17 protein-coding genes are annotated in these 19007 nt (G+C 54.2%); 4 read left to right on the top strand and 13 right to left on the bottom strand.

Features of this window, described 5'->3' with window-relative positions; all coding sequences use genetic code 11:
• Window position 1: 1 nt before the first annotated feature.
• The 8 genes from BLR57_RS15985 to BLR57_RS15950 all read right to left on the bottom strand — a co-directional run bounded on the left by BLR57_RS15985 (window position 2) and on the right by BLR57_RS15950 (window position 6273).
• Window positions 2-1063 carry a TrbL/VirB6 family protein gene (locus BLR57_RS15985; RefSeq protein ID WP_089699222.1) on the bottom strand — a complete coding sequence of 354 codons (1062 nt, stop codon included), beginning with the start codon at window positions 1061-1063 and terminating at the stop codon, window positions 2-4.
• A 2-nt stretch (window positions 1064-1065) separates the two neighbouring features.
• Window positions 1066-1902, bottom strand: coding sequence for a hypothetical protein (locus BLR57_RS15980; RefSeq protein WP_089699219.1), 837 nt, complete (start codon window positions 1900-1902; stop codon window positions 1066-1068).
• Window positions 1899-3635 carry a DUF8186 domain-containing protein gene (locus BLR57_RS15975; RefSeq protein WP_089699217.1) on the bottom strand — a complete coding sequence of 579 codons (1737 nt, stop codon included), beginning with the start codon at window positions 3633-3635 and terminating at the stop codon, window positions 1899-1901. The genes BLR57_RS15980 and BLR57_RS15975 overlap by 4 nt, the downstream gene beginning before the upstream one ends.
• 29 nt (window positions 3636-3664) lie before the next feature.
• Complete coding sequence (locus BLR57_RS15970; RefSeq protein ID WP_089699215.1) at window positions 3665-4087, bottom strand: DUF7985 family protein; 423 nt, start codon at window positions 4085-4087, stop codon at window positions 3665-3667.
• 6 nt (window positions 4088-4093) lie between these two features.
• The gene (locus tag BLR57_RS15965) at window positions 4094-4342 is read right to left on the bottom strand and encodes a hypothetical protein (protein WP_089699213.1); all 249 of its coding nucleotides are present in this window, start codon (window positions 4340-4342) and stop codon (window positions 4094-4096) included.
• A gap of 210 nt (window positions 4343-4552) precedes the next feature.
• Window positions 4553-4735 carry a hypothetical protein gene (locus tag BLR57_RS15960; protein ID WP_089699211.1) on the bottom strand — a complete coding sequence of 61 codons (183 nt, stop codon included), beginning with the start codon at window positions 4733-4735 and terminating at the stop codon, window positions 4553-4555.
• 2 nt (window positions 4736-4737) lie between these two features.
• Complete coding sequence (xseA, locus tag BLR57_RS15955; RefSeq protein ID WP_089699209.1) at window positions 4738-5787, bottom strand: exodeoxyribonuclease VII large subunit; 1050 nt, start codon at window positions 5785-5787, stop codon at window positions 4738-4740.
• A gap of 81 nt (window positions 5788-5868) precedes the next feature.
• Window positions 5869-6273, bottom strand: coding sequence for a hypothetical protein (locus tag BLR57_RS15950; protein WP_089699207.1), 405 nt, complete (start codon window positions 6271-6273; stop codon window positions 5869-5871).
• Between the two features lie 258 nt (window positions 6274-6531).
• Here BLR57_RS15950 and BLR57_RS19050 point away from each other — a divergent pair, with 258 nt between their 5' ends.
• Together BLR57_RS19050 and BLR57_RS15940 are read left to right on the top strand one after the other, a co-directional pair.
• Window positions 6532-7617, top strand: a complete 1086-nt coding sequence (locus tag BLR57_RS19050; RefSeq protein WP_139173378.1) for a competence protein CoiA family protein — start codon at window positions 6532-6534, stop codon at window positions 7615-7617.
• 69 nt (window positions 7618-7686) lie between these two features.
• The gene (locus BLR57_RS15940; RefSeq protein WP_089699203.1) at window positions 7687-8910 is read left to right on the top strand and encodes a competence protein CoiA family protein; all 1224 of its coding nucleotides are present in this window, start codon (window positions 7687-7689) and stop codon (window positions 8908-8910) included.
• 351 nt (window positions 8911-9261) lie between these two features.
• Here the strand turns inward: BLR57_RS15940 and BLR57_RS15935 are convergent, their stop codons facing one another.
• The 4 genes from BLR57_RS15935 to BLR57_RS15920 all read right to left on the bottom strand — a co-directional run bounded on the left by BLR57_RS15935 (window position 9262) and on the right by BLR57_RS15920 (window position 15416).
• The gene (locus BLR57_RS15935; protein ID WP_244510061.1) at window positions 9262-10056 is read right to left on the bottom strand and encodes a hypothetical protein; all 795 of its coding nucleotides are present in this window, start codon (window positions 10054-10056) and stop codon (window positions 9262-9264) included.
• A gap of 474 nt (window positions 10057-10530) precedes the next feature.
• Window positions 10531-11712, bottom strand: a complete 1182-nt coding sequence (locus BLR57_RS15930) for a hypothetical protein (RefSeq protein WP_089699199.1) — start codon at window positions 11710-11712, stop codon at window positions 10531-10533.
• The gene (locus BLR57_RS15925; protein ID WP_089699197.1) at window positions 11705-13462 is read right to left on the bottom strand and encodes a DEAD/DEAH box helicase; all 1758 of its coding nucleotides are present in this window, start codon (window positions 13460-13462) and stop codon (window positions 11705-11707) included. The genes BLR57_RS15930 and BLR57_RS15925 overlap by 8 nt, the downstream gene beginning before the upstream one ends.
• Window positions 13463-13553: 91 nt before the next feature.
• On the bottom strand, window positions 13554-15416 hold the full coding sequence (locus BLR57_RS15920) for a DUF4143 domain-containing protein (protein ID WP_089699195.1): 1863 nt from the start codon (window positions 15414-15416) through the stop codon (window positions 13554-13556).
• Between the two features lie 134 nt (window positions 15417-15550).
• Here BLR57_RS15920 and BLR57_RS15915 point away from each other — a divergent pair, with 134 nt between their 5' ends.
• Window positions 15551-16783, top strand: a complete 1233-nt coding sequence (locus BLR57_RS15915; RefSeq protein WP_089699194.1) for an AAA family ATPase — start codon at window positions 15551-15553, stop codon at window positions 16781-16783.
• Window positions 16776-18578, top strand: coding sequence for an McrC family protein (locus BLR57_RS15910; protein ID WP_089699192.1), 1803 nt, complete (start codon window positions 16776-16778; stop codon window positions 18576-18578). The genes BLR57_RS15915 and BLR57_RS15910 overlap by 8 nt, the downstream gene beginning before the upstream one ends.
• A gap of 12 nt (window positions 18579-18590) precedes the next feature.
• Here the strand turns inward: BLR57_RS15910 and BLR57_RS15905 are convergent, their stop codons facing one another.
• Window positions 18591-18986 (bottom strand): DUF8076 family protein, encoded by a 396-nt coding sequence (locus BLR57_RS15905; protein WP_089699190.1) that lies wholly within the window; start codon window positions 18984-18986, stop codon window positions 18591-18593.
• Window positions 18987-19007: the final 21 nt, after the last annotated feature.

Below are 19007 nucleotides of genomic sequence, written 5' to 3'. Positions count from 1 at the left end.
CTTAGTAGATTCCAGGGTCGTTCTCGGTCCGCCGGTACGACGGCGTACTGTTCTCGTCGTCACTACTCTCTCCTCGAGCTGCGGCTTTCTGCGCGACAGCGTGACCAGCAGCTGCCTTTGGTCCCCAACGGGCCGCGGTCGTCGCGACGCCAGCGCCACCGACGTACGCACCCGCTGCGACTCCACCGATGAGTGCCGCCCCCTTCGTCGCGCCTCCGACGACCTTTGCAGTCAGCGGAGTCGCGTACTTGAACGTCTTCCAGGTCACATAGAGTGCGACGAGCGGGAGAGACGCAGCAACAAGGTACTTTAGAAACGCGGTACCCGGCGTTAGCGAGCCACCAGCATAGATGAGGTCGTATCCTTTGAGTACCATTGCTGCTGGAAGTGGCAGGACAGCCAAAGGAACAAATCGCTTGGCGAAACCCATCGCGATATCAGAAATGACGGGTATATTTCCATAGGCTAGCGCAAACGCAATCGGCATTCCGTACAGGTAGACGTAGAGCAGGATCTTGCGAATGTAGAAGAGGGCTTCCAAAGCCCACATCGAGATACCACCAGAGAGGGCGAATAATAGCCCCAGACCTGGATTGGTAATAGAGACGCCTAAGAACCGTAGCATCGCTGCAGATACCGAGGAGAGATCGGGCATTAGGGCAATGGTGAACCCATCTACAAGGTACAGGGTGAGAGCGCCGATCCAGTACCATGTGATGATAAGGAAAGCACCGACCCATGCAGTTTTCTTGGTCTTTCGGGCTTCGTAGGCACTGCCCACGTTGAATATTCGAATGGTATGGCGGCCCTGTACGCTCATTACGAGCAGGAGTAGAGCAATGAGCATGATCTCGCCACCAACGAGTCCATCCTGAATCGCTGGCCACGGTGCATTGCTTGGGTCACCGAAGATGAACGTTCCATCAGTCTGTGGCGTTGGTGTACCAAACATCGCCTCAGTCAGGGTCTGATACCCTGACCGGAGTCCATCCATGAAGAGACCGATAACCCACTCAACGACGTCTTTGAACCCTTCCAGTACGACGTCGATCAAGTCAACCATCGTCAGGCCTCCGTGATTGCGACCTCACAATCACTCATCTCCTCAGATCCAGAGTACTCCACATCGAACGCTTTCGTAATCTCGTTCCCGTTGGCCCTTGTCTCAACGAGAACGGTGAATTGTCCGCTATTTCCGCCAGGCGAACACCCCATTCCTTTCTCAGACTCTGAGCCAAAGGGGAACGAATTGCTGAAGAGATCTACTGTCTCTCCAGGGGCAACAACCACTTGCTCTGTTTCGTACATCCCGCTTCCCCGAGGATCTTCGATGGGGTTCGGAACATCTCCAGAGAACACGAGCTCAACAATCGCATCTGGGCCTGTGCCAGCGTTTGATACGGTAACGAACGCTTCGCCATTCTTCAACCGGTCTGTCTCTGTGTCTCCGTAGATTTCATCCCACGGTTTGCCGGGATTGTTTCGGTAGAGTCCAACGTCCTGAATCAGGATTTCCGGTTCGATATCTGTCGTGCTTTCAGCGACTGTCTCCTCCCCTTTCAGTGCAACTAGGCGGTACTCTCCGGGCTCGTATGCGGTTCCGATCTCGAATGAGACCTGCTGGGCCCCTGCAGCCACGTCACGCTTTCCGAATAGCTCTCCGTTCGGCTGGATGAGGTTGACTTGGTCGACGTCGGCTTCTGCCGAGAGCTCGACGACGAGCGTTGTGCCCTCGACGGCGACTCGCGTGAGCGGCCCCTGGCTGTTTGTAGTGGCTGTCCCGTCACTGGGAGTTCCGGAGCTTCCACCGTCGTTCAGACAGCCAGCCACGCTTGCAAGCGCCGCGCCTGCAACTGTTCGGAGGGCGTTTCTTCGACTGATGTGTGGATGGTTTCTGGTCATGGATCTCGTTGGAAGATATCTTCTGGGCCGAGCATTCGGAGCAGACGGCTCCCTGCGTAGAACATCACGAAGAAGGGGATGAACTGCCAGCCGACCTCAAAGATGAATGCGAACCAGCCGTCGATGGTTCCGAGTGGATGCCACCTGGCGGTCGCCGTATCACTCACGTAGGCTGGGTTGTGTCCGAGCCACGATCCCGGATGATATCGGGCGGTGTAGATGCCGGGTTCAGTAATCGTCACGATGGCTACGCCAGAGACGTTGGTCTCGACCTCCCGGTTGGCGATGGTGATGTAGCCATCACGTGGGCTACCCCCGATGGGATACCGGCGGGCGCTGTCGTTGAGGACGATCGGTGCGCCAGTCTGGTTGTCACGCAGTTCGATCCGGAGTGTCGCTTGTGACTGGTTTTGTTGAAGAACCTCCACCGTGAGGTTACTGCGGCGAAGCTGCCGCTCGGAACCGGCGTCGGGCTCGACGATAGATGCGTTCACACCGCGGACGATGCCCGCGACGTGGAGTGCCTCTCTGTCGACGTTCTCGGCACGGACGGCGACACCGTACGTCGTCTCGTAGGACTGGTTGACGACCTCGATGTTGACATTCTCGCCGATGGTCCCCAGCGGAGAGGGACGTTCCGTGCCCCAGGTGTCGATGATTTCCGGGCCGTCGCGAACGGGTTCCGCACGCGGGCCGATTCGGGAGGGATACGCGTGGACGTACACGGGGAGTGCATCGGACTCGACTTCGGCGCTGTCGGTTCGATTCGACCTGACGAGCGTGTCCCAGTTGGTGTTTCGGGCGGTGTAGAATCGCCAGACACCGCGTACGCTCGCGTTCCCCTCGTCGGTGAGCGTGTAGCCTTGCCACGGCCGAGACTGGAAGATGGCAACGCCAGCATCGCCGTTGGGGTACTCGGCGTAGTAGGGGTACGCAGAGAGGTCGTAGATCTCGACGTCGATCGAGTCCGAGACGTTTCGTGTCTCCTCACGGTAGACGACGTCGACGTCGGTGCTGTTCCCCACGTTCGTCCGTATCGTCTTCTTCAGCCGGACGTGGATCTCTGCTTCAAGTGTGAGGGTTGCACTCCAGTCGTCGTCGATCTGGTAGTCGATGGCTGGCGTGTGCGACCCATCGGTCCTCGCGATGGTTTCCCCGTCTTTCTGCAGCCGAACTTCCTCGATCTCGTGGTTCGTAAGCGACCACTCGACAGTCCTGTTTCCCGAGGAACTCCCGTTTGGAACACGGACGCGGTAATCGACGAACCCGCGCATCGTCCCATTCGGTGCGATGTAGAGCGGGGTTTCGCCTGACTCGAGGTGGCCCCGCGTCGACGGCTGAACCGCGAATACGGTTGCATGGGCATCCGCGATGAACACGCCATCCTCAAGTGAGGCGTGGGGCGGATGAACGGACGTATCCGAGTCACCGGCGTCGAGATCCTCGAAATCGTTTCGGGTCCAGGTTGCGGCAGTCGCGGGCGGCCGTTTGAACGTTATATCCGTGCCATTCGCGAGCTGGTGGATGGCGGTCCGCTCGTCACCGTAGCGCTGGCGGTACTCCTCTTGACTGATGTAGTTATCCGCATCGCGAGACCAGAGGGTCGCAGATTCGTTCTCAGAAAGCCCATTTCCTTCCGTACCTGGCCGTGGTGGGCTTGCCGTGACGATACCCGTGACTAGACTCGTCACGAACAGGACGGCCATGAGCACGGAGAGCTCTCGTTGTTCCATGGGGGCTCGCGACGGGGTGGTGGAGTGGCTTACCAGGGGACGAGGTCAACACACTGCGCCAGCGGGAGGCCCATCATCGACCCGGCAACCGTGTACAACGGGCCGAGGACGACGAGGACGACGGCAGACTTCATCGCAGAGCGCTTGTGGCGCTTGAGTCCCTTCTTCTGCTCGGGGTTGAGGGTGAACATCTCGATGAGGGAGTCAGCCTGCCAGACCACGGCAAGGCCGACGATGCCGAGTCCAGTGGTGAGCTGGAAGAACCCCTCAATCATGCTGGGGAGGTTATCCGCACTACAGACCGCGCTGGTCTGTGCTGCGGCGGGTTGGACAGCGAACAGGGTCAATAGTGCGACGGTGAGAACGGCTTGTCTGGGGACCTTGCTCACTACCGTGGACTGATTGTCAGTACGATTCTCAGACGTCTCGGAGGTTGTACTGTCCTGTGTCATAGCGGGTTATTCCTCTGCGTCTTCGACGAGTGCCTTCAGATCGGCGTACCGGTTGGTCTCGTCGGCGATTTCTTCTTTCGTGTAGCCCTGCTCGCGGGCCCGTTCGAGGAGGGTGCGGAGGTCGTCGGGGTCAACATCACGGACTTCCATTTCCTCCCGGAGAGCGCGGCGATAGAGGGCGGAGGCGTTGATGTGGTCGTTCCACATCAGGTACAGGTCATCGATGTCTTCGATGGTGACTGACCGGGTTATCATACGTGCGAGTATGGGTATGCACCAACGGAGTCGTGGTACATATTGACCGAGTATTTTGATGAGAAATAAATATTTTCTGGATTTTGCGAGTGTTACTAAGCTAGAAATAAATCGGGAGGATTTGGCTGGAGGACAGCATCGAACACGTCTTAACCAACAAGGTTGGTGAAGTACCGTCCCACGTTGGTTAAGTTGTTCAGAGCAGGTCCGTCAGTCCAGCTCGATGATCTCGCCATCCCCATCGTTGACGAGCTCGCGGAGCTTCGCAAGCCGACCCTGTCCCTCTTGGAAGAGTTCCTCCCCAGTGGATTTCGAATGGTCACCGGCTTCCAGCTGCTCTATGAGTGTGTTGATTCGCACGACGTTCTCCGAAATCTCTGTGTCTTTAGCCATGGTTACGTGAACAGCCACAATCCGACCACGACCAGCAGGAGCACGACGAGGACCGCGATGATTGCCTTATAGTAGGCCGGGCTCATCCCTGGTGGCCCACCCGCCTCCGCAGCGGCTTGCTCCAGTTCTTTTTCGTGTTCGAACTCCCGCCTGAACGACTCGTAGGCGGCTTCCAATTCTTGCTCTAGCCCGTCCACCTCGCCAGAGAGGAACTGCTCCACGTCAGCAGTAACGTACTCCCCAGCGTCGGTCGGCGTGATCGCGTTTCGATCTGCAACGCGTCCTGCTATTGTCCGGTCTTCTGCGTGACCGACGGCGGCGACAACCGGGGTGTTAGACGTGAAGATGGCCTCTGCGACAGCCTCGTGGTTGAACGCCATCAGGTCGGTGTCGCTTCCGCCGCCTCGACCCACGATGATGGAATCGACGTCCTGGTTGCGGTCAAGATAGTGGATTCCGTTTGCGAGTGACGTCGGCGCGTTCGGTCCCTGGACGCTCGCATCCTTGATTAAGAGGTCAATCGTGGGGTTTCGACCGTGGACCGAGTCCTGAATGTCGTATCGTGCATCTCCTTGGAGGGAAGTGACGACGCCGACTCGGTCAGGAAATCTCGGTGGGTCTTTCTTGTGTTCATCATCGAGCCAGCCACGTTCCGCTAGTTCTGCTTCCAGTCGCTTGACTGCGGCCGCCTGTTCCCCTTCTCCGACTACCCTGATCTCCCACGGTTTGAGGTCGATTTTCCCTCCTTCAGTCCAGTAGTCGATATCGCCCTCGAGGATAACCTCTGTTCCGTCCTCGAGGTCGGCGTCCATGTTTCGGTAGCGGTTCGCCCAAATCATGCAGGGAAGTTCGGCGTTGCCGTCGGTGAGGGTGAAGTAGAGCGCAGTACTGTTCTGGTGGAGGTTAGTGACTTCTCCGATACAGCGGACACCGTGAAGAGCTGGCGCCTCCTCGACGACAGACGCAATCCGGTCGTTCAGTTGTGAAACGCTGAGGACCTCTCTCGTATCGGGTTCAGCTCTCTGCCGTTCGGTATCCGGTGCATCCGTCATACACGTCTTCTAATTTCCGACAAGAACCCTCAAAAAGGTACCTTCGAGAATACGAAACCTCACTGCTCTTGTGGCATAGAACTACTCAGAGATCTCATCGTCATCAAGTTCCTCATTCGCGACCTCAATCAGTTTCTGTAGTCTGTTGTTGAACTGGTCCTCGAATTCGGTGTGGAGCGCATCATCGTACATCCGGAGAGTTCGGCCCAGCCCAATGGCAGCAAGCCAGTCCCGGAACTGATTGCTGTTCATGTCCTCGACGGACATACTCAGCGCATCCGTGTTCGAACCAGCAGCCCATAGGTGGAGAAGATCGAGATCGGTCACCATCGCCAATCGAGCGAAATCAGCAAATGCAGCGCGTATATCCCGAGATAACTGCGTGTAAGAGACTGAGTCATGATCGAGTTCTCGCTCTCCACCCACCAGCTCATTGACGTAGGAAAGCGAACGCATCGACAGGAACCCTGCTCGATCTACCGCCATCGGTGGATCGGATTCCGACTCTGCAAGATCGGATAACGCCTGTCCACAGGATCCGCAGTAGTGGTGAACTGCTTTGACCCGGCTTCCGCAATTCGGGCAATGGGGCATACTGTAAGCTATGGGTCACAGATACTGAGGCTTTGCTGGGACTCACGCTCGTATTGAGCCCAGAAGTTTGACCCGTATGAGATTGAAGCTTGACAGAGAGGAGAGGAAGGTTATTTCTAAATCACGAATGAAGTGATGAGATAGGAATCGATGCCCTTCATCGCCCAACCCTCTGTTGAAGAAGAAGACAATAGAGTTCTTCCAGAAGAGGTAGATGACGGGACAGACGTCGTCTGTCCAGGGTGTGGCGGGACAATGCGACCGCGGGGCCCATTTGACGATGGCCGAGCTCGCCATTTCTACCACGTTACTGCAACCTCTGGAACCTCAACTGCCAATTGCTCCGGAGGAGAATCGGACCCTCACCGGAAGATGAAATCACTTGCAGTCTCGGCGTTGAGACAACACTTTGACCAATATGTTCGCTGTGAACCCGAAGGTACTGTTGCAGTTTCCAACACGCCGACGCTTGCTGATTCTCGCCGTGCTGATGCCATCGTTGAGTTTCCCTCTGATGACGCAAACGACTATCTAGGGCGTGGGTTGATCGTTGAGGTGCAATACGCAAACGAAGAGAAAGACCTCGACGCGGTCACACACGACTATCTCTCAGCCGGATATAGCGTCTACTGGGCCAGCCCTGACGATTTTAGCAACGACCGATTCCGTATTGAGGAGATGGTCGTCGCATTCGACCAACAGGCTGAGACCGCCTTCGCAGCTTCGTGGGCAGATCCTCCGGAAATCGATCCGCCTGAGGAGTATTTGGAGCGGTTCGTGAACTCTGAACCCCTTACCTTCACTGACCCGAATCCGGATTGTAACCATACCTGGAAATACGGAGGGAGTGACCTCCACGATCGAGATTTCTGCAACCACTGTCGGCTTGAGCGCTGGAAAGACACTGCTGTAGAGGCGTACATCTACGATAAGTCAACCATCAAGACGAGTTCTGACCTTGCTGACAGAACTGCTCAAGCGGCGTTTGAACAGCGAGAAAAGGAGAAAAAGAAAGAAGATCATCAACACGTCTGGGAGCCCCGTGGCGAGAATCGCTACAGATGTCGATGTGGCGCCCGCCTCAAAGAGCACAAGGGAGAAGAGATCATCTCAAATGACCCGTTCGAGGATTTCTCTGAGATGACGACTACAGACCCCCAGTACTGCGACCACATCTGGGAACGTGAAGACGGCTGTATGCGCTGTATCTCCTGCGGCCTCGAGGACCCGCTTTAACCAGTTCCGCCTTGTTCGGACCTTCTGACTGGGAGAAATTATTTGCTCACCGAGATGTTTGTTGCCGATATGCCTTTCCGCGGTCGCCGTGACGGTCGCCCGGTCGTCCCTGCCATTATCGACAATGGAGAAGCCGTCACCTGCCCAGTGTGCGGTGGGAAAATGTACCCACGATCCGCGCCGGGGAAGTCTCGACACTTCTACCACGTATCAGACGACACCGGGCGACACTGCTCGAACGGCGGCGAGTCGGAGACCCACGAACGCGCAGTCGCCCGTGCCGAAGTCGCCCTACACCAGCAGTTCGGGAAAAGTGCCGACGTCGAGACAGAGGTGGACGTCGACGTATCTGAAGTGCCGACACCTGTGACTGAACGCCGTGCTGACGTCCTCGCGACGTTCGACGATTGGAACCCTTACTTCGGGGAGGGACTCGCCGTTGAGGTGCAGCATAGCCACGAGAACAAGAACGTCCAGCAGGTTACGCACGACTACTTGGCAGCTGGTTTCTCCGTTGTCTGGATTCGCGCAGGCACAATCCTACTCGATACGTTCGACTACGACACGATTAGTGGCGAGTTCGAACGTGATGACGGCGCTGGATATTCCCAGCGGACGAGCAAGTCCCACCGACATACGAACTGCCAATCGCTCCTCTACGACGGCGAGCACGCGTGGGAACGAGTGCCTCCCTATGCCCACCCCCGCGGCCAGGATGATCTAGTCACGTACGATATCTGTGCTGGCCAGGATTGCGAGCTACGCAGGGTCCACGAACCCGATGGTAGTTACACCTACACCGCGAGCGACGAGTACGGCCCCGACTTTCCCCTGAAAGCACTCAAAAACGCGATTATCCGTGAGTACGACCGAGACCCGTTCTCGAAGTGGGCAGGAAGTCAGTACCATTCCGCGCAGGTGGAGAAACTGCTTGCGACACGACCAGAGATAGAGCGATGCTGGGGTCCGAAGGGGATTCACGAATGGGGACGCCGAGAGACGCTCTGGACAAACCATTCCGACCAGCCGCTAATCGAACTCCGTGAGTGTATGTACTGTCCCGTTCGGATAGTGACCAATCATCGAGGGCGTTCAGGACACAGTACTTTCTGTCTCTACGGTCGAGAACCAGACATCGACTGGGACGACGTGTATTTCCAAGCCAGCCCTCCCGAGTGCGATCACTATCTCTACGATGAGGACGCGATCGAAGATTACTGCCCTAAGTGCGGTGCGACGATGGAAGCACCTGATACAACTCTCCGCGACCACACGAGCTGGATTCCACCGTAAACGGGGAACCAGTAACTCATCCCAGATTGTAGCGGAGGTTTCGACGAGGGCGGAGCGGAGAACGGCGATGTGGAAATTGAATTTATCCAATAGCATCTAAGATCCACGTGTACCGACGATGAGAGTGAAGTAGAGGGCTGCATTGTTCCTGCCGAGATTCGTGATTCACTATAACGCGAACATCCTGAAGTAGTTCGGACATGTCTACGACGTCCGAGATACGCTGATTGAGCTGCTGAACGGAGAGAACCTCGTCAATCTGTGATAACGTCTCAGACCGCTCATCTGGCGATTCCTCCATCTAACTGAGAAATAGTCTTCATTCTGCGAATAAAATTGCATCCCCGCGAGCTATCCGTACTCTAATTCGAATGCCCTCTCCAGTAGATCAACCAGGTGTCGAAGTTTGTTAACGGCGGTTCGGTCTATCTGGACGGTTACAGTCTCCGTGTTTACTGGATGCTTCTTCCCCAAAGTGAGTACGACGTTTCCATCTGAAGAGAGCGACGCAGACAGCCACGCAGTGACGTTCGGAGACCCTGCCAACCATGCAGTGCTTAAGTCATGCCACGGCTGGTCTCGTTCCTTCTCAGGCGGTCGTTCTGAGCCGAATCCCTGATGCTGGAGTTTATCTACAAACTCTCGTAACTCTGCACAATCGCTTCTCTCGACTTGCACTGTGACTCGATGCGAGTCGGCGTTCCAGCCAAATTCTTTCTTTCCCAATTGAAACGTAAGGTGTCCAGTAGGCGATCGAGAAACAGTCGCCCATGCCCGACCTCGTCGACGAAGGCGACACTGCGCCACTGTAATCCACTCACCGCTTTTGTCGAATGAAGCCCAATAATCTGCAGGTATCGGGATCTCCATCACAACACGAGGCGATTTGTCCTGCCACAACCACCGGATGACATCTGAATAACCCTCCGTACCAACCCTGTCAGGGAGAGCATACGGCCAGACGGTTAGAATGCCCGAGAGATCAACATCGTGGCTGGTGAAATCATCTTCCTCAAGCCAGACAACGCTAAACCCACGTTCGAGATAGTGCTCGGTGACTGTCTCGATATCTTTCCCGTGGTTTCGGTACTGCGCCTCGACTGCGATTCCTCTCCCATACGGTGATTGGGGTTCGTCAAACGTCACGAGTACGTCTGCAATCCGATTCTCTACTCCGGACTCTAGTTCAACAGAAGCGTCAGGGAAATCATGTTCCAGTCGAGCATACGCAATCGACTTCATTTTCTGATGCTCGTCAGATTCTCCAGGACAGACACCAGGTCTGTTCAGGTCTGCAAGTGTTGTCTGTCCTGATACCCGTTGGGAGGTGTTCTGATTTCTGTCGTGGTGTCGGAAATGTCGAGAAATGAAAGCAGTACCTCGCTTATGAGATTGTACAACCGACATGGGGCCGCTGCAAACTGGACAGGTGACAGTAGCTCCATCGTCTACCTGTGGAGGGATTACTTTCCGGTCGTCAATGAGGCCGAGGTAAGGCATCTCTAGAGTCCACCCAAATTCGAATCAAGAAGATGTTCACTCCCTGCTCAAATATACGTTACTTGTCAGGTGACCCAGTCGATTCCTACCTTTTCAGATCTCGGTCGGGAAGGGTGACTGCTACCGGCAGGTTTGGCATTTTTGTCCGTCACTCGTCACACAGACTGGATTCGATTCTGAAAGTGTCTCAGAGCAGTTTTGACACCGAACATCTTCAGTTACGCCAGCACCAATGGCGTACGGTGCTCGCAGAGCTGCGGTCCCTTTCCCATTACCAATAGTAAACTCAGCCTCTCCGCGTTCGTAGCTCACGAACGTAATTGCAATGGGAGATGTTATTACTTCGATAGCGTGTCGGTCGTAGATGTCCTCTTTTTTCTGTGAATACCCGCTTTCCTTCTCCTGTAAAATCTCACTAAGTTCGGCTTCGGCTTGTTGTTTCTCTGCTTTGAGTTCGCTTCGCATCTCTAGCGCCTCAACTCGTTGTTGCTCAGAGTCCGCAGTATCTACTTTATCCGCCAATTTCTGGATACGATCGGCTATCGAGTTAATTTCGTTCTGGAGTTCGGGTATTCGTTGTTCTTGGAGTTGGCGGTATTCTTCAAACTCCGAGCCAGCAGATTCAGATGCTGACCGTCTGAGCTCATCAATATCGCCCTCCAAGTGTTCTACCGCATACTCCTGCCCACTTGTGATCACCGTTGTGAGCTTCTCAGACGAAACTGATGGATCTGCATCGACTGACAAGTCTACTCGAGGAACGTTTCGTGGTGCGAAGAACTTGGACAGCAGAATCGAAGGAATCCGTGGAAGAATCGATTCTGACTCCAAATCTACAGCAACGGCTTCGAGAAATTGCGTCTGATACTTACTGACGGTTTCAACGCCTACCTTCACGAATAAGCAAATGGCAGTCTTGTCGTAGTACGGAGTGAACGTGGCATCGATCACTTCAGAATCGCCTGCGGTAATCCACGATGGGGGAGTGTAGTTACGGTCGATGGTATCAGCAGTCAGTGCAACCTCTCCAATAGTAGCCATCTGTGCCGCTTCAGTGAGGAGTTGCTGAGTAAATTCGCTCTCGGGGGTGAGAAGACGTGACGCTTCCTCCGTTTCCGATTCCTCACTATCAAGTACTATCTCAAACTCGCTCCTATCGCTGAACTCGACATCAACGTGAGCCGGTAAGGAAACGTTCCATTGTCGACCATCCTCTCGAATCGTACCCCCCAAACCTTTCAGATACTCTCGGGCAATAGCTTCTATAGCGGATTGGGTCACAGCGTGGGTTGCATCAGTCATCGTCGGCCCCCAGGTCGAATCCCTCGAAAACACCACTGTTGAACTGCTCCACCTTTTGTGAGAGATCCTGCTGTTTCTCTAAATCGATGGCCATTGAGTCGAAATCGTTCTCAAGATCGACTTCCGACCCGGCGTTAACTAACCGATCGAATATCTCATCTTCAAATGTCTTTCCAGAGTCCTCCATACGTGTGAGAATCGTACTCAGTTCACCAACCGTTTGCTGGAAGAGATCTATCTTGTGATAGAGTCGTTCGAGGACGTACTCCTCAATTGTCCCCTTCAGTCCCATATTAAAGATATACACCTTCCGTTTCTGGCCAATACGGTGGATGCGTCCAATACGCTGCTCCACCTTCATCGGATTCCAGGGGAGGTCGTAGTTCACCATAATATTACAAAACTGAAGATTTCGCCCCTCGTTCATTGCGTCTGTCGAGACGAGGACGCCGCCATCTTCACGGAATTGGTCGACGATATCTTCCTTCTCTTGGCTTGAATGCCCACCATGGAAGGCGTGCGTCGTGTAGCCCTGCTCGTCCAGTGCTTCGAGGAGTTGACGCTGTGTTGGACGGAACTGTGTAAACACGATCACTCGGCCCATCTCGACACGTTCCCGAACTTCCTCCACGATATCGAACAGCCGTTCTTGTTTTGTGACGCTCTCTACAGCATCGATTTTGTCGAGAATCGTTTCGAGTTCATCGTCGTGTGTGATCTCTTGCTGATCGTCGAGTTTCTTCCGGACGGTCTGTTCTAGTGCAGCAGGACTACTGACTACCTCTTTCTGGAGGAGCATTAGGACCAATTTCTGGCCTTGGTCCTCAGTATACGCTGCGCGCACATAGTCAGTAACTGCTTCGTACAACTCCTGTTCGGCCTCGTTGGGTTCGAATGTCCGTGTATCGATTATCCGCTCAGTGAAATCGATATCTGTGTCCGCGCGCTTGTTGCGGATCATCACCTGCCCCAGACGACGTTGGAGTTCACTACGGTTCACGAGCGTCTGCTGACTACTGTTCACGAAGTACTGATGGAAGGTGTCGCGACTACCGAACAGACCAGGTCGGAGGAGAGAGACGATGTTATAGAGATCTGTAAGTTCGTTCTGAATAGGTGTCGCCGTGAGGAAGAACGCATAGTCGTACCTGAGTTTTTTGATGAGGTCGTATCGGTCAGTCTCCTCGTTCTTCACATAGTGAGCTTCGTCTAGTACAAGGACGTCCCAGTCTCGGGCGAGCACCGAAGCCATGTGACGCTCACTCTTCGCGGTGTCAATGCTTGCGATGATTCGGTCGTGAGCACCGAATCCTTGAAACTCGTCATCATAGTTGCAGACGAACTCCATTCCAAATTTTTCTCGAAGTTCACCCTGCCACTGCTTGGCCAACTGTGCAGGGGTGAGAATCAACACTGAACCGTCGGTCTCACGGTAGTGCATCTCCTTCAAAATCATACCAACCTCGATTGTCTTTCCAAGACCAACTTCATCCGCGAGAAGCGCTTTACCGTCCATTTCAAAGAGGGCTCGGTGGGCAGCGTTGACCTGGTGTTCAAGGAGCTTGACCTGTTCTTCGTCGACGCCAATGAGAGACCGCAGTTCAGTATCGGGCTGTCCTGCAAGCAAACGGTTCGCGATGACTGTCTGCCGGTGGAAAGAGAAATCTGCAATGCCAGACGAATATGAGTCGATAACGTCGTCTGGATCACCGTGCGTGACCTCGATATCAACGAGGTCCTGTTCGTCCATGTGTCAAGCGAAACAGTATGTCGTCAAATAGGTTGTGCAGTATCGAATTACGTGTCTAATTTCGTCGAAGAGCGGTCAGAGAGTGTATTAATCACCGAGAGAGCCGCAGATATGTCCAGAGCGGGATTTGGATGACTGGCTTTGAGCCAGCTTCGATTACGTAGACTCCCTGCTCCAACGCATCCCTTGCGTTCGTCAATACGATTCCAAACGGAGGTTCGCTGTCGTAGACTAGGGCCTCATCGTCATCCAGACGGCCAGCATACTCGTTTTGCTGGACATACTTGCGTCGCTGCTCAGCAAATTCGTTCGTCACGGACGTATACAGTAGTTCGTCAACTCTGTCTCTCTCGGTGGCATATGCCTCCCCATCGAGGAACTCCTGTAGTGCGTCAAACCCAGGTGTGTCTGTGCTATGATAGAGTTCGTCCAAACCTCTACTGTATGACCAGAGGATCGGAATGGGTGTCCCATTGATCTTGAGAACGAAGTCGACCGTCCCTTTCGACCCCACCCAGAACTTGATGACGCCTCGTTTCGGGTCGTGGATATGGTTCAATTCGCTTGATAATCGAACGGTGTGGTCGAATGTGACCGCCTTTGCGAGAGCTTCGTCCAATCCAGGCTGACGACGAAGGACATCGTTGAGGTCGTTCTGACAGAACGCATTGGTAATCCCTGGGTTCCGGAGGTAGAATCGAATCTTGCGAGGGCGTTGGTTGTCGTATTCCTGCGCTGGCGAGAGGAGGTGGAGCCGTGAGAGGTTGCTAAGATACTTGTCACGGAGTGTTCTGCGGTCGATGTTAAGTACCGCAGTCAAGTCATCGAACGAGACGTCATCGATCGGGTGTTCATGTGCGGCGAGAGCGCAGAATCGCTCTAAGCCAGATGCGTCCTTCACCCCTCCCAGATACGTAGCGGCGCGGATTAGGTCGTCTCTGAAGTCGTCGAGCGTTCTCCGCTGTATGCTATCGAAATCGACATTCCCACGACTCCGAATCACGTCGGTGAATCGGTCATCGTTTAGTGAGATTCCTTCCTGGGCAATCCGAAGTGCGACAGTCCCCCCTGTAGTACAGTAATTTGCAATCTCTCGCCGAGCGGTAGAGGAGTCGATGACTGATCCGGATTCTTGCGAAATAAGCTCCGAGACGATTGTATCCGGGGTTGCTTGAATAACACCTTCCTGAATCGCCGCCATGGCTGACTTCTCATCAAAGCGCTCAGAAGCCGGTGCAAGTTCGATATCACGGTATCGCATACGAAGAAAATCACCGAACCCGAGAGGATATACATCAAAATGATTGCCAGGTATCGTATGGTTCGAGCCACCTACAGTGACAGACGCTAATCGCTTTCTCACGTCCTCCATTGAGAGGCCTGAAAAAACAATTCGGCGCTCCTCGTGTTCATCCAGTAACTCGGTTAGCAGCTGTTCCCAGCGACCCACCTCTTGATTGCCACGCTTGTTGGGTCTTTCAACGACGTGGAGATCATCAAAGAACAGGTAGTGAGTGGAAGACTGGTGTTGTCGAAAAACGTGTGTCTCGAAGTGGTCGACAGCTGCCCGGAGTTGTTCTTCCGGGTGTAGCTGAAATACTGGGTCGTCTCGAAGTGGTATGTAGAGAACGTTTGATGGAGGAATTAAGTTTGATTGAGCCAGTTCACGGCTCTTCGAGTCGCGAAAAAACTTCTCGACGAAGTTTGGGTCGATATGCGCCGCAATCAGCTGGCTAAGGAGGCGACTCTTCCCAACACCATCTGACCCAGTTGCGGACAGTAACCGAGCTTCTCCTTCGTGGAGTGCGTTGTACGATCGATAGAACGTGCTCCGAAGCGACGAGAATTCACCGGACGTTGATGCCTCTCTCCCGAGTTCCCACCATGGGTTGTATTCATCAAGTCGTTGAATCAGGGAGTGTCCAGAGGTGATCGAGTCCGGATCAAACGTCATCGATGATTACCTCTATCCGCGTAAGCCACATAGTAATGCACGTTTCTGGAAGGCCAGTCCGTCGGCGAAAAGTTCTCAGACGTGATTTCCGTAGCACATGTTGTTTTATTGTGCCCCCCGACATTCACCAGATAATGAGTAGTGGGAAGCCGAGTTGGAAGAACTTTGATCGTGAGGAAGCAGAGCAGTATAGCGGTTTTATTCTTGGCTCGGCCTCAACTGCGGAGTATTTTATCGAAGAGACATCCGATCCAGATGCGTTACGGTACTTAGTCGAATCACTCACCGTCGACCGAGATGTCTCTGGTGATAGTGACGTCGTTACGCAGGCTCTGCTGACGTCTCGGACGACCCCATTCGATGTCAAGCAAACCGTCGCTCAACGAAACTACAATCTCAACGAGCCGCTTGTTCCCGATACAGTCAGGAAGAACGCTCTGACTGCGATCAAGGTCGGAAAACCAATCGTCCTATACGGTCCAACTGGAACTGGGAAGACCTACTTCGCAAAGCAGCTCGCATTAGAAACTTGTCTTGACTACTCTATCCATACCGCAACTCCGACGTGGACGCCTGCAGATATTACTGGGAGCATCCAACCAGAGACGGAGGGGGGAGAGATACAGTACCACCGTCAAGCGGGCTGCGTCTCACAGGGGATCCAGAAAGCCAACGAGTATCATGACAACTGGGGAGTGATAATCGACGAGATCACACGAGCAGACATCTCTCAGGTATTCGGCCCTCTGTACACTGCCATCGAGGACGAAGAACAGGTTATCTTCAAGGACGAAGACGGAACCCCGCTTACGCTCAACGACGACGTCAAGATAATCTGTACGATGAATATGTCGGACCGCACGGTGAATGAGCTGGATAACGCAATCACCCGTCGATTCGCCATGATTGAACTCAGCCGGTACGGCGACGAAGAGCGGTCTGAACTCTTCAAAGGGTGGATTGGCAAGCTGGGTTCAGAGGTAGATATCGACACCGACGAGCTTCGAGAACTCTTCGAGCGCCATCATCAGGGGATAAACGAGGGAACCACAACTACGGGCGAGAACGGCATCATGGAGTTCGGACCAATGCATTACAGAGACGTCACCGAGTTCCTCACACACGCCTGCGGGAGCGGTGGTCCGTATGTCGGCGAAGAGGCGGTCGCTGTCGGTCAAGCGTTCGCGACGTACATCACACCTCGGCTGCTGAATACTGCAGCTCTCCCCCAGATCAATCGCCTAGCTAGTCACTACGAAACTCTCGACGATCAGTTCGAGGCATTCGACCTTAGTCCAGCGGTCGACCTCGCAGAGCGCCAGGCAGAAGCTGAGGAACGCGAGATGGGCGTCAGCGCCTATGAGTGATGCCGTACGGCACGACTACGGAACTCCCCTGTGCTCGGTCCAGGAGAGTAAGAAGCTCATCGTCGAAGAGTGTGATCCAACCACGATTAAGGAGGAGCTTCGCGCTGCCAACTTCGTCAGGAAAGGGAGCAAGTTCGTAAAGAAGCGCCCGCGACTTCGGTCTCGACAGAGTGGGAGAAGACCGGACACGAGCTCGCTTCAGGTACTTTCAGTGCGGGTCGTCGACGACAAGCTCCACGTCAAACCCTCGGACGTGGTTGGAATCGTCAGACTGGTACCCGGCATGAGCGTCCAGATTGAGCCAAAAGTTGACTGGGAGCACGTGCTCGAGATGCTCCTCACCGTCTACGACATCGACCGAACGCAATCATACTTCGGAGTCCCTCTCGACGAAATACTCTCCAGCGGCGTTGAGTCGACTCGCATTATTGCGATACTGGCAATCAACTACGTCCACGGTGTCCGGACAATTCGTCGCAACGGGTTTATTCGGAATCTCAATATCCGTCGGCGGAACGGATTCCATGGACTCGGCTCTGTGGACGTCGAACAAACTCTGATGAACCACGCGACCGGGAATCCAGCCCCGTCATGGGTTGAGACAGAGATCGAGTATTCCGATCTTGTGAACTCGGCTATCCATATGGCGGGGAAACTCCTCCTCCGACTTCTCCAGCAAGACCGAGTAGGAAATCGCCACCCCCGGCAGGACATCCTTCTTTCGATGGTGCATCAAGAGGTGGAACGGATGGAAGAGATGGATATTCGAAGCAGCCAGAAGCATATTGGAAAATATCGACGTCTGTCTCTTCACGACCTTCCGCGACAACGGCACTACTACCGACGGGCATTCCATACGGCTCAGTCCATACTCTCGTCAACGCTGCTTGGTCAAGCAGGCGGCGGTCCACAGGAATTGCTTGTTGATTATGCATTGAGCATGAACACGCTGTTTCAGGATTACTCACATCGAATCCTCAACAGGGAGATAGAGTCTATCCGGCAGATCGACTTCCTCGACCAATTGACGGGGGTCAAATGTAAACCGGAATATCCGATCTATCCCTTCGAAGGGAACTCCGATGCTCGCCACGAACCCGATCACCTTCTGGTGAACGCAGAAGAAACCCTCGCAGTATTGGATTCAAAATATTACCAGGAAGGGAAGAATCCGATAAACGACTCAGACTCGCGGTCGCGGATGTTTGCATACGCATATCTCACCGAAAGTAACCGAATGGCTTTCTTGTGCCCACAGTATCGCCCCGTTCGGCTCCCGGTCCAGTACACTGACGCTGAAATCCAAGTCATCTCGCCCGAGAGCGAATTTAGCTGTGACGAGTATCGGGGATTAATCAAAGAGTACATTCTGGACACGCTGGCTCTCAGATATCCTGAACTCCAAGCCTTCGATGCAGCTTCCAGTGGCCACCTATGCCTTAGTGGGACTTCAGAAGGAGATCTATCGCGGGTGCACGAAACGAGTGGGCCGTTCAGCATCAGTAACGCTGCCACGTTCGCAGATCGAGTCATCTCTGCAATCGTCTTCTCGTCATATGGTCCAAACAAACCCGAGTTAGATGACCAAGGGCGCTGGACGAAGTCCCGAATCAAGGATGCCTGCCAGAAGACGGACGAAGAAGACCACCCGCGGTACCCACAACACGAGACAACGTGCGTGCCCGTTTATTCTCCAGATGGGAATGCCGAACACGGGACGGTCACACTGTATTTCATTCGTTCGACAGATGACGATGTTACAGTGGAGACAGAAGGGCCGTGGGCACTGATGTGAGATGTGACGAGCCTACACTCGGAGCGGAGCGACAAGCCAGCCCGAGTCTCGCTTTTTGATCTGGCGACCGAATACAGGTTGGAGTGAGTAGAACTCCCCATCAATGTCTACTTCATACGAGTCACCAGCACCTTGCAAATCACCGTCGACGACAAATTGGATCGCTGGAAGAGGACGTTGACTGTTGAGATAATCCATTTCCTGCCGCATTGTCGAGACTAGGCGGTTACGGAGCTCTTCATTCTCTGTGAGTACATCCTCAAGTCCGGCTACGCAAATCTCGTTGGGGAGATTCCTGTTCTCCAACTTTGTAACAAACTCTTCGACGGGGACGCGGTACTCTGCAGACTCTCGCTCACTACTGACGATGATATTGTACATACCCGCAACCGCGTCGATGTCACTCATGTCATTCTGAACGACTCACTG

This window comes from Halogranum gelatinilyticum (genome assembly GCF_900103715.1).
Classification (GTDB): domain Archaea; phylum Halobacteriota; class Halobacteria; order Halobacteriales; family Haloferacaceae; genus Halogranum; species Halogranum gelatinilyticum.
The sequence above is the reverse complement of the archived record's forward strand: the minus strand, read 5'-3'. Positions and strand labels throughout refer to the sequence as shown.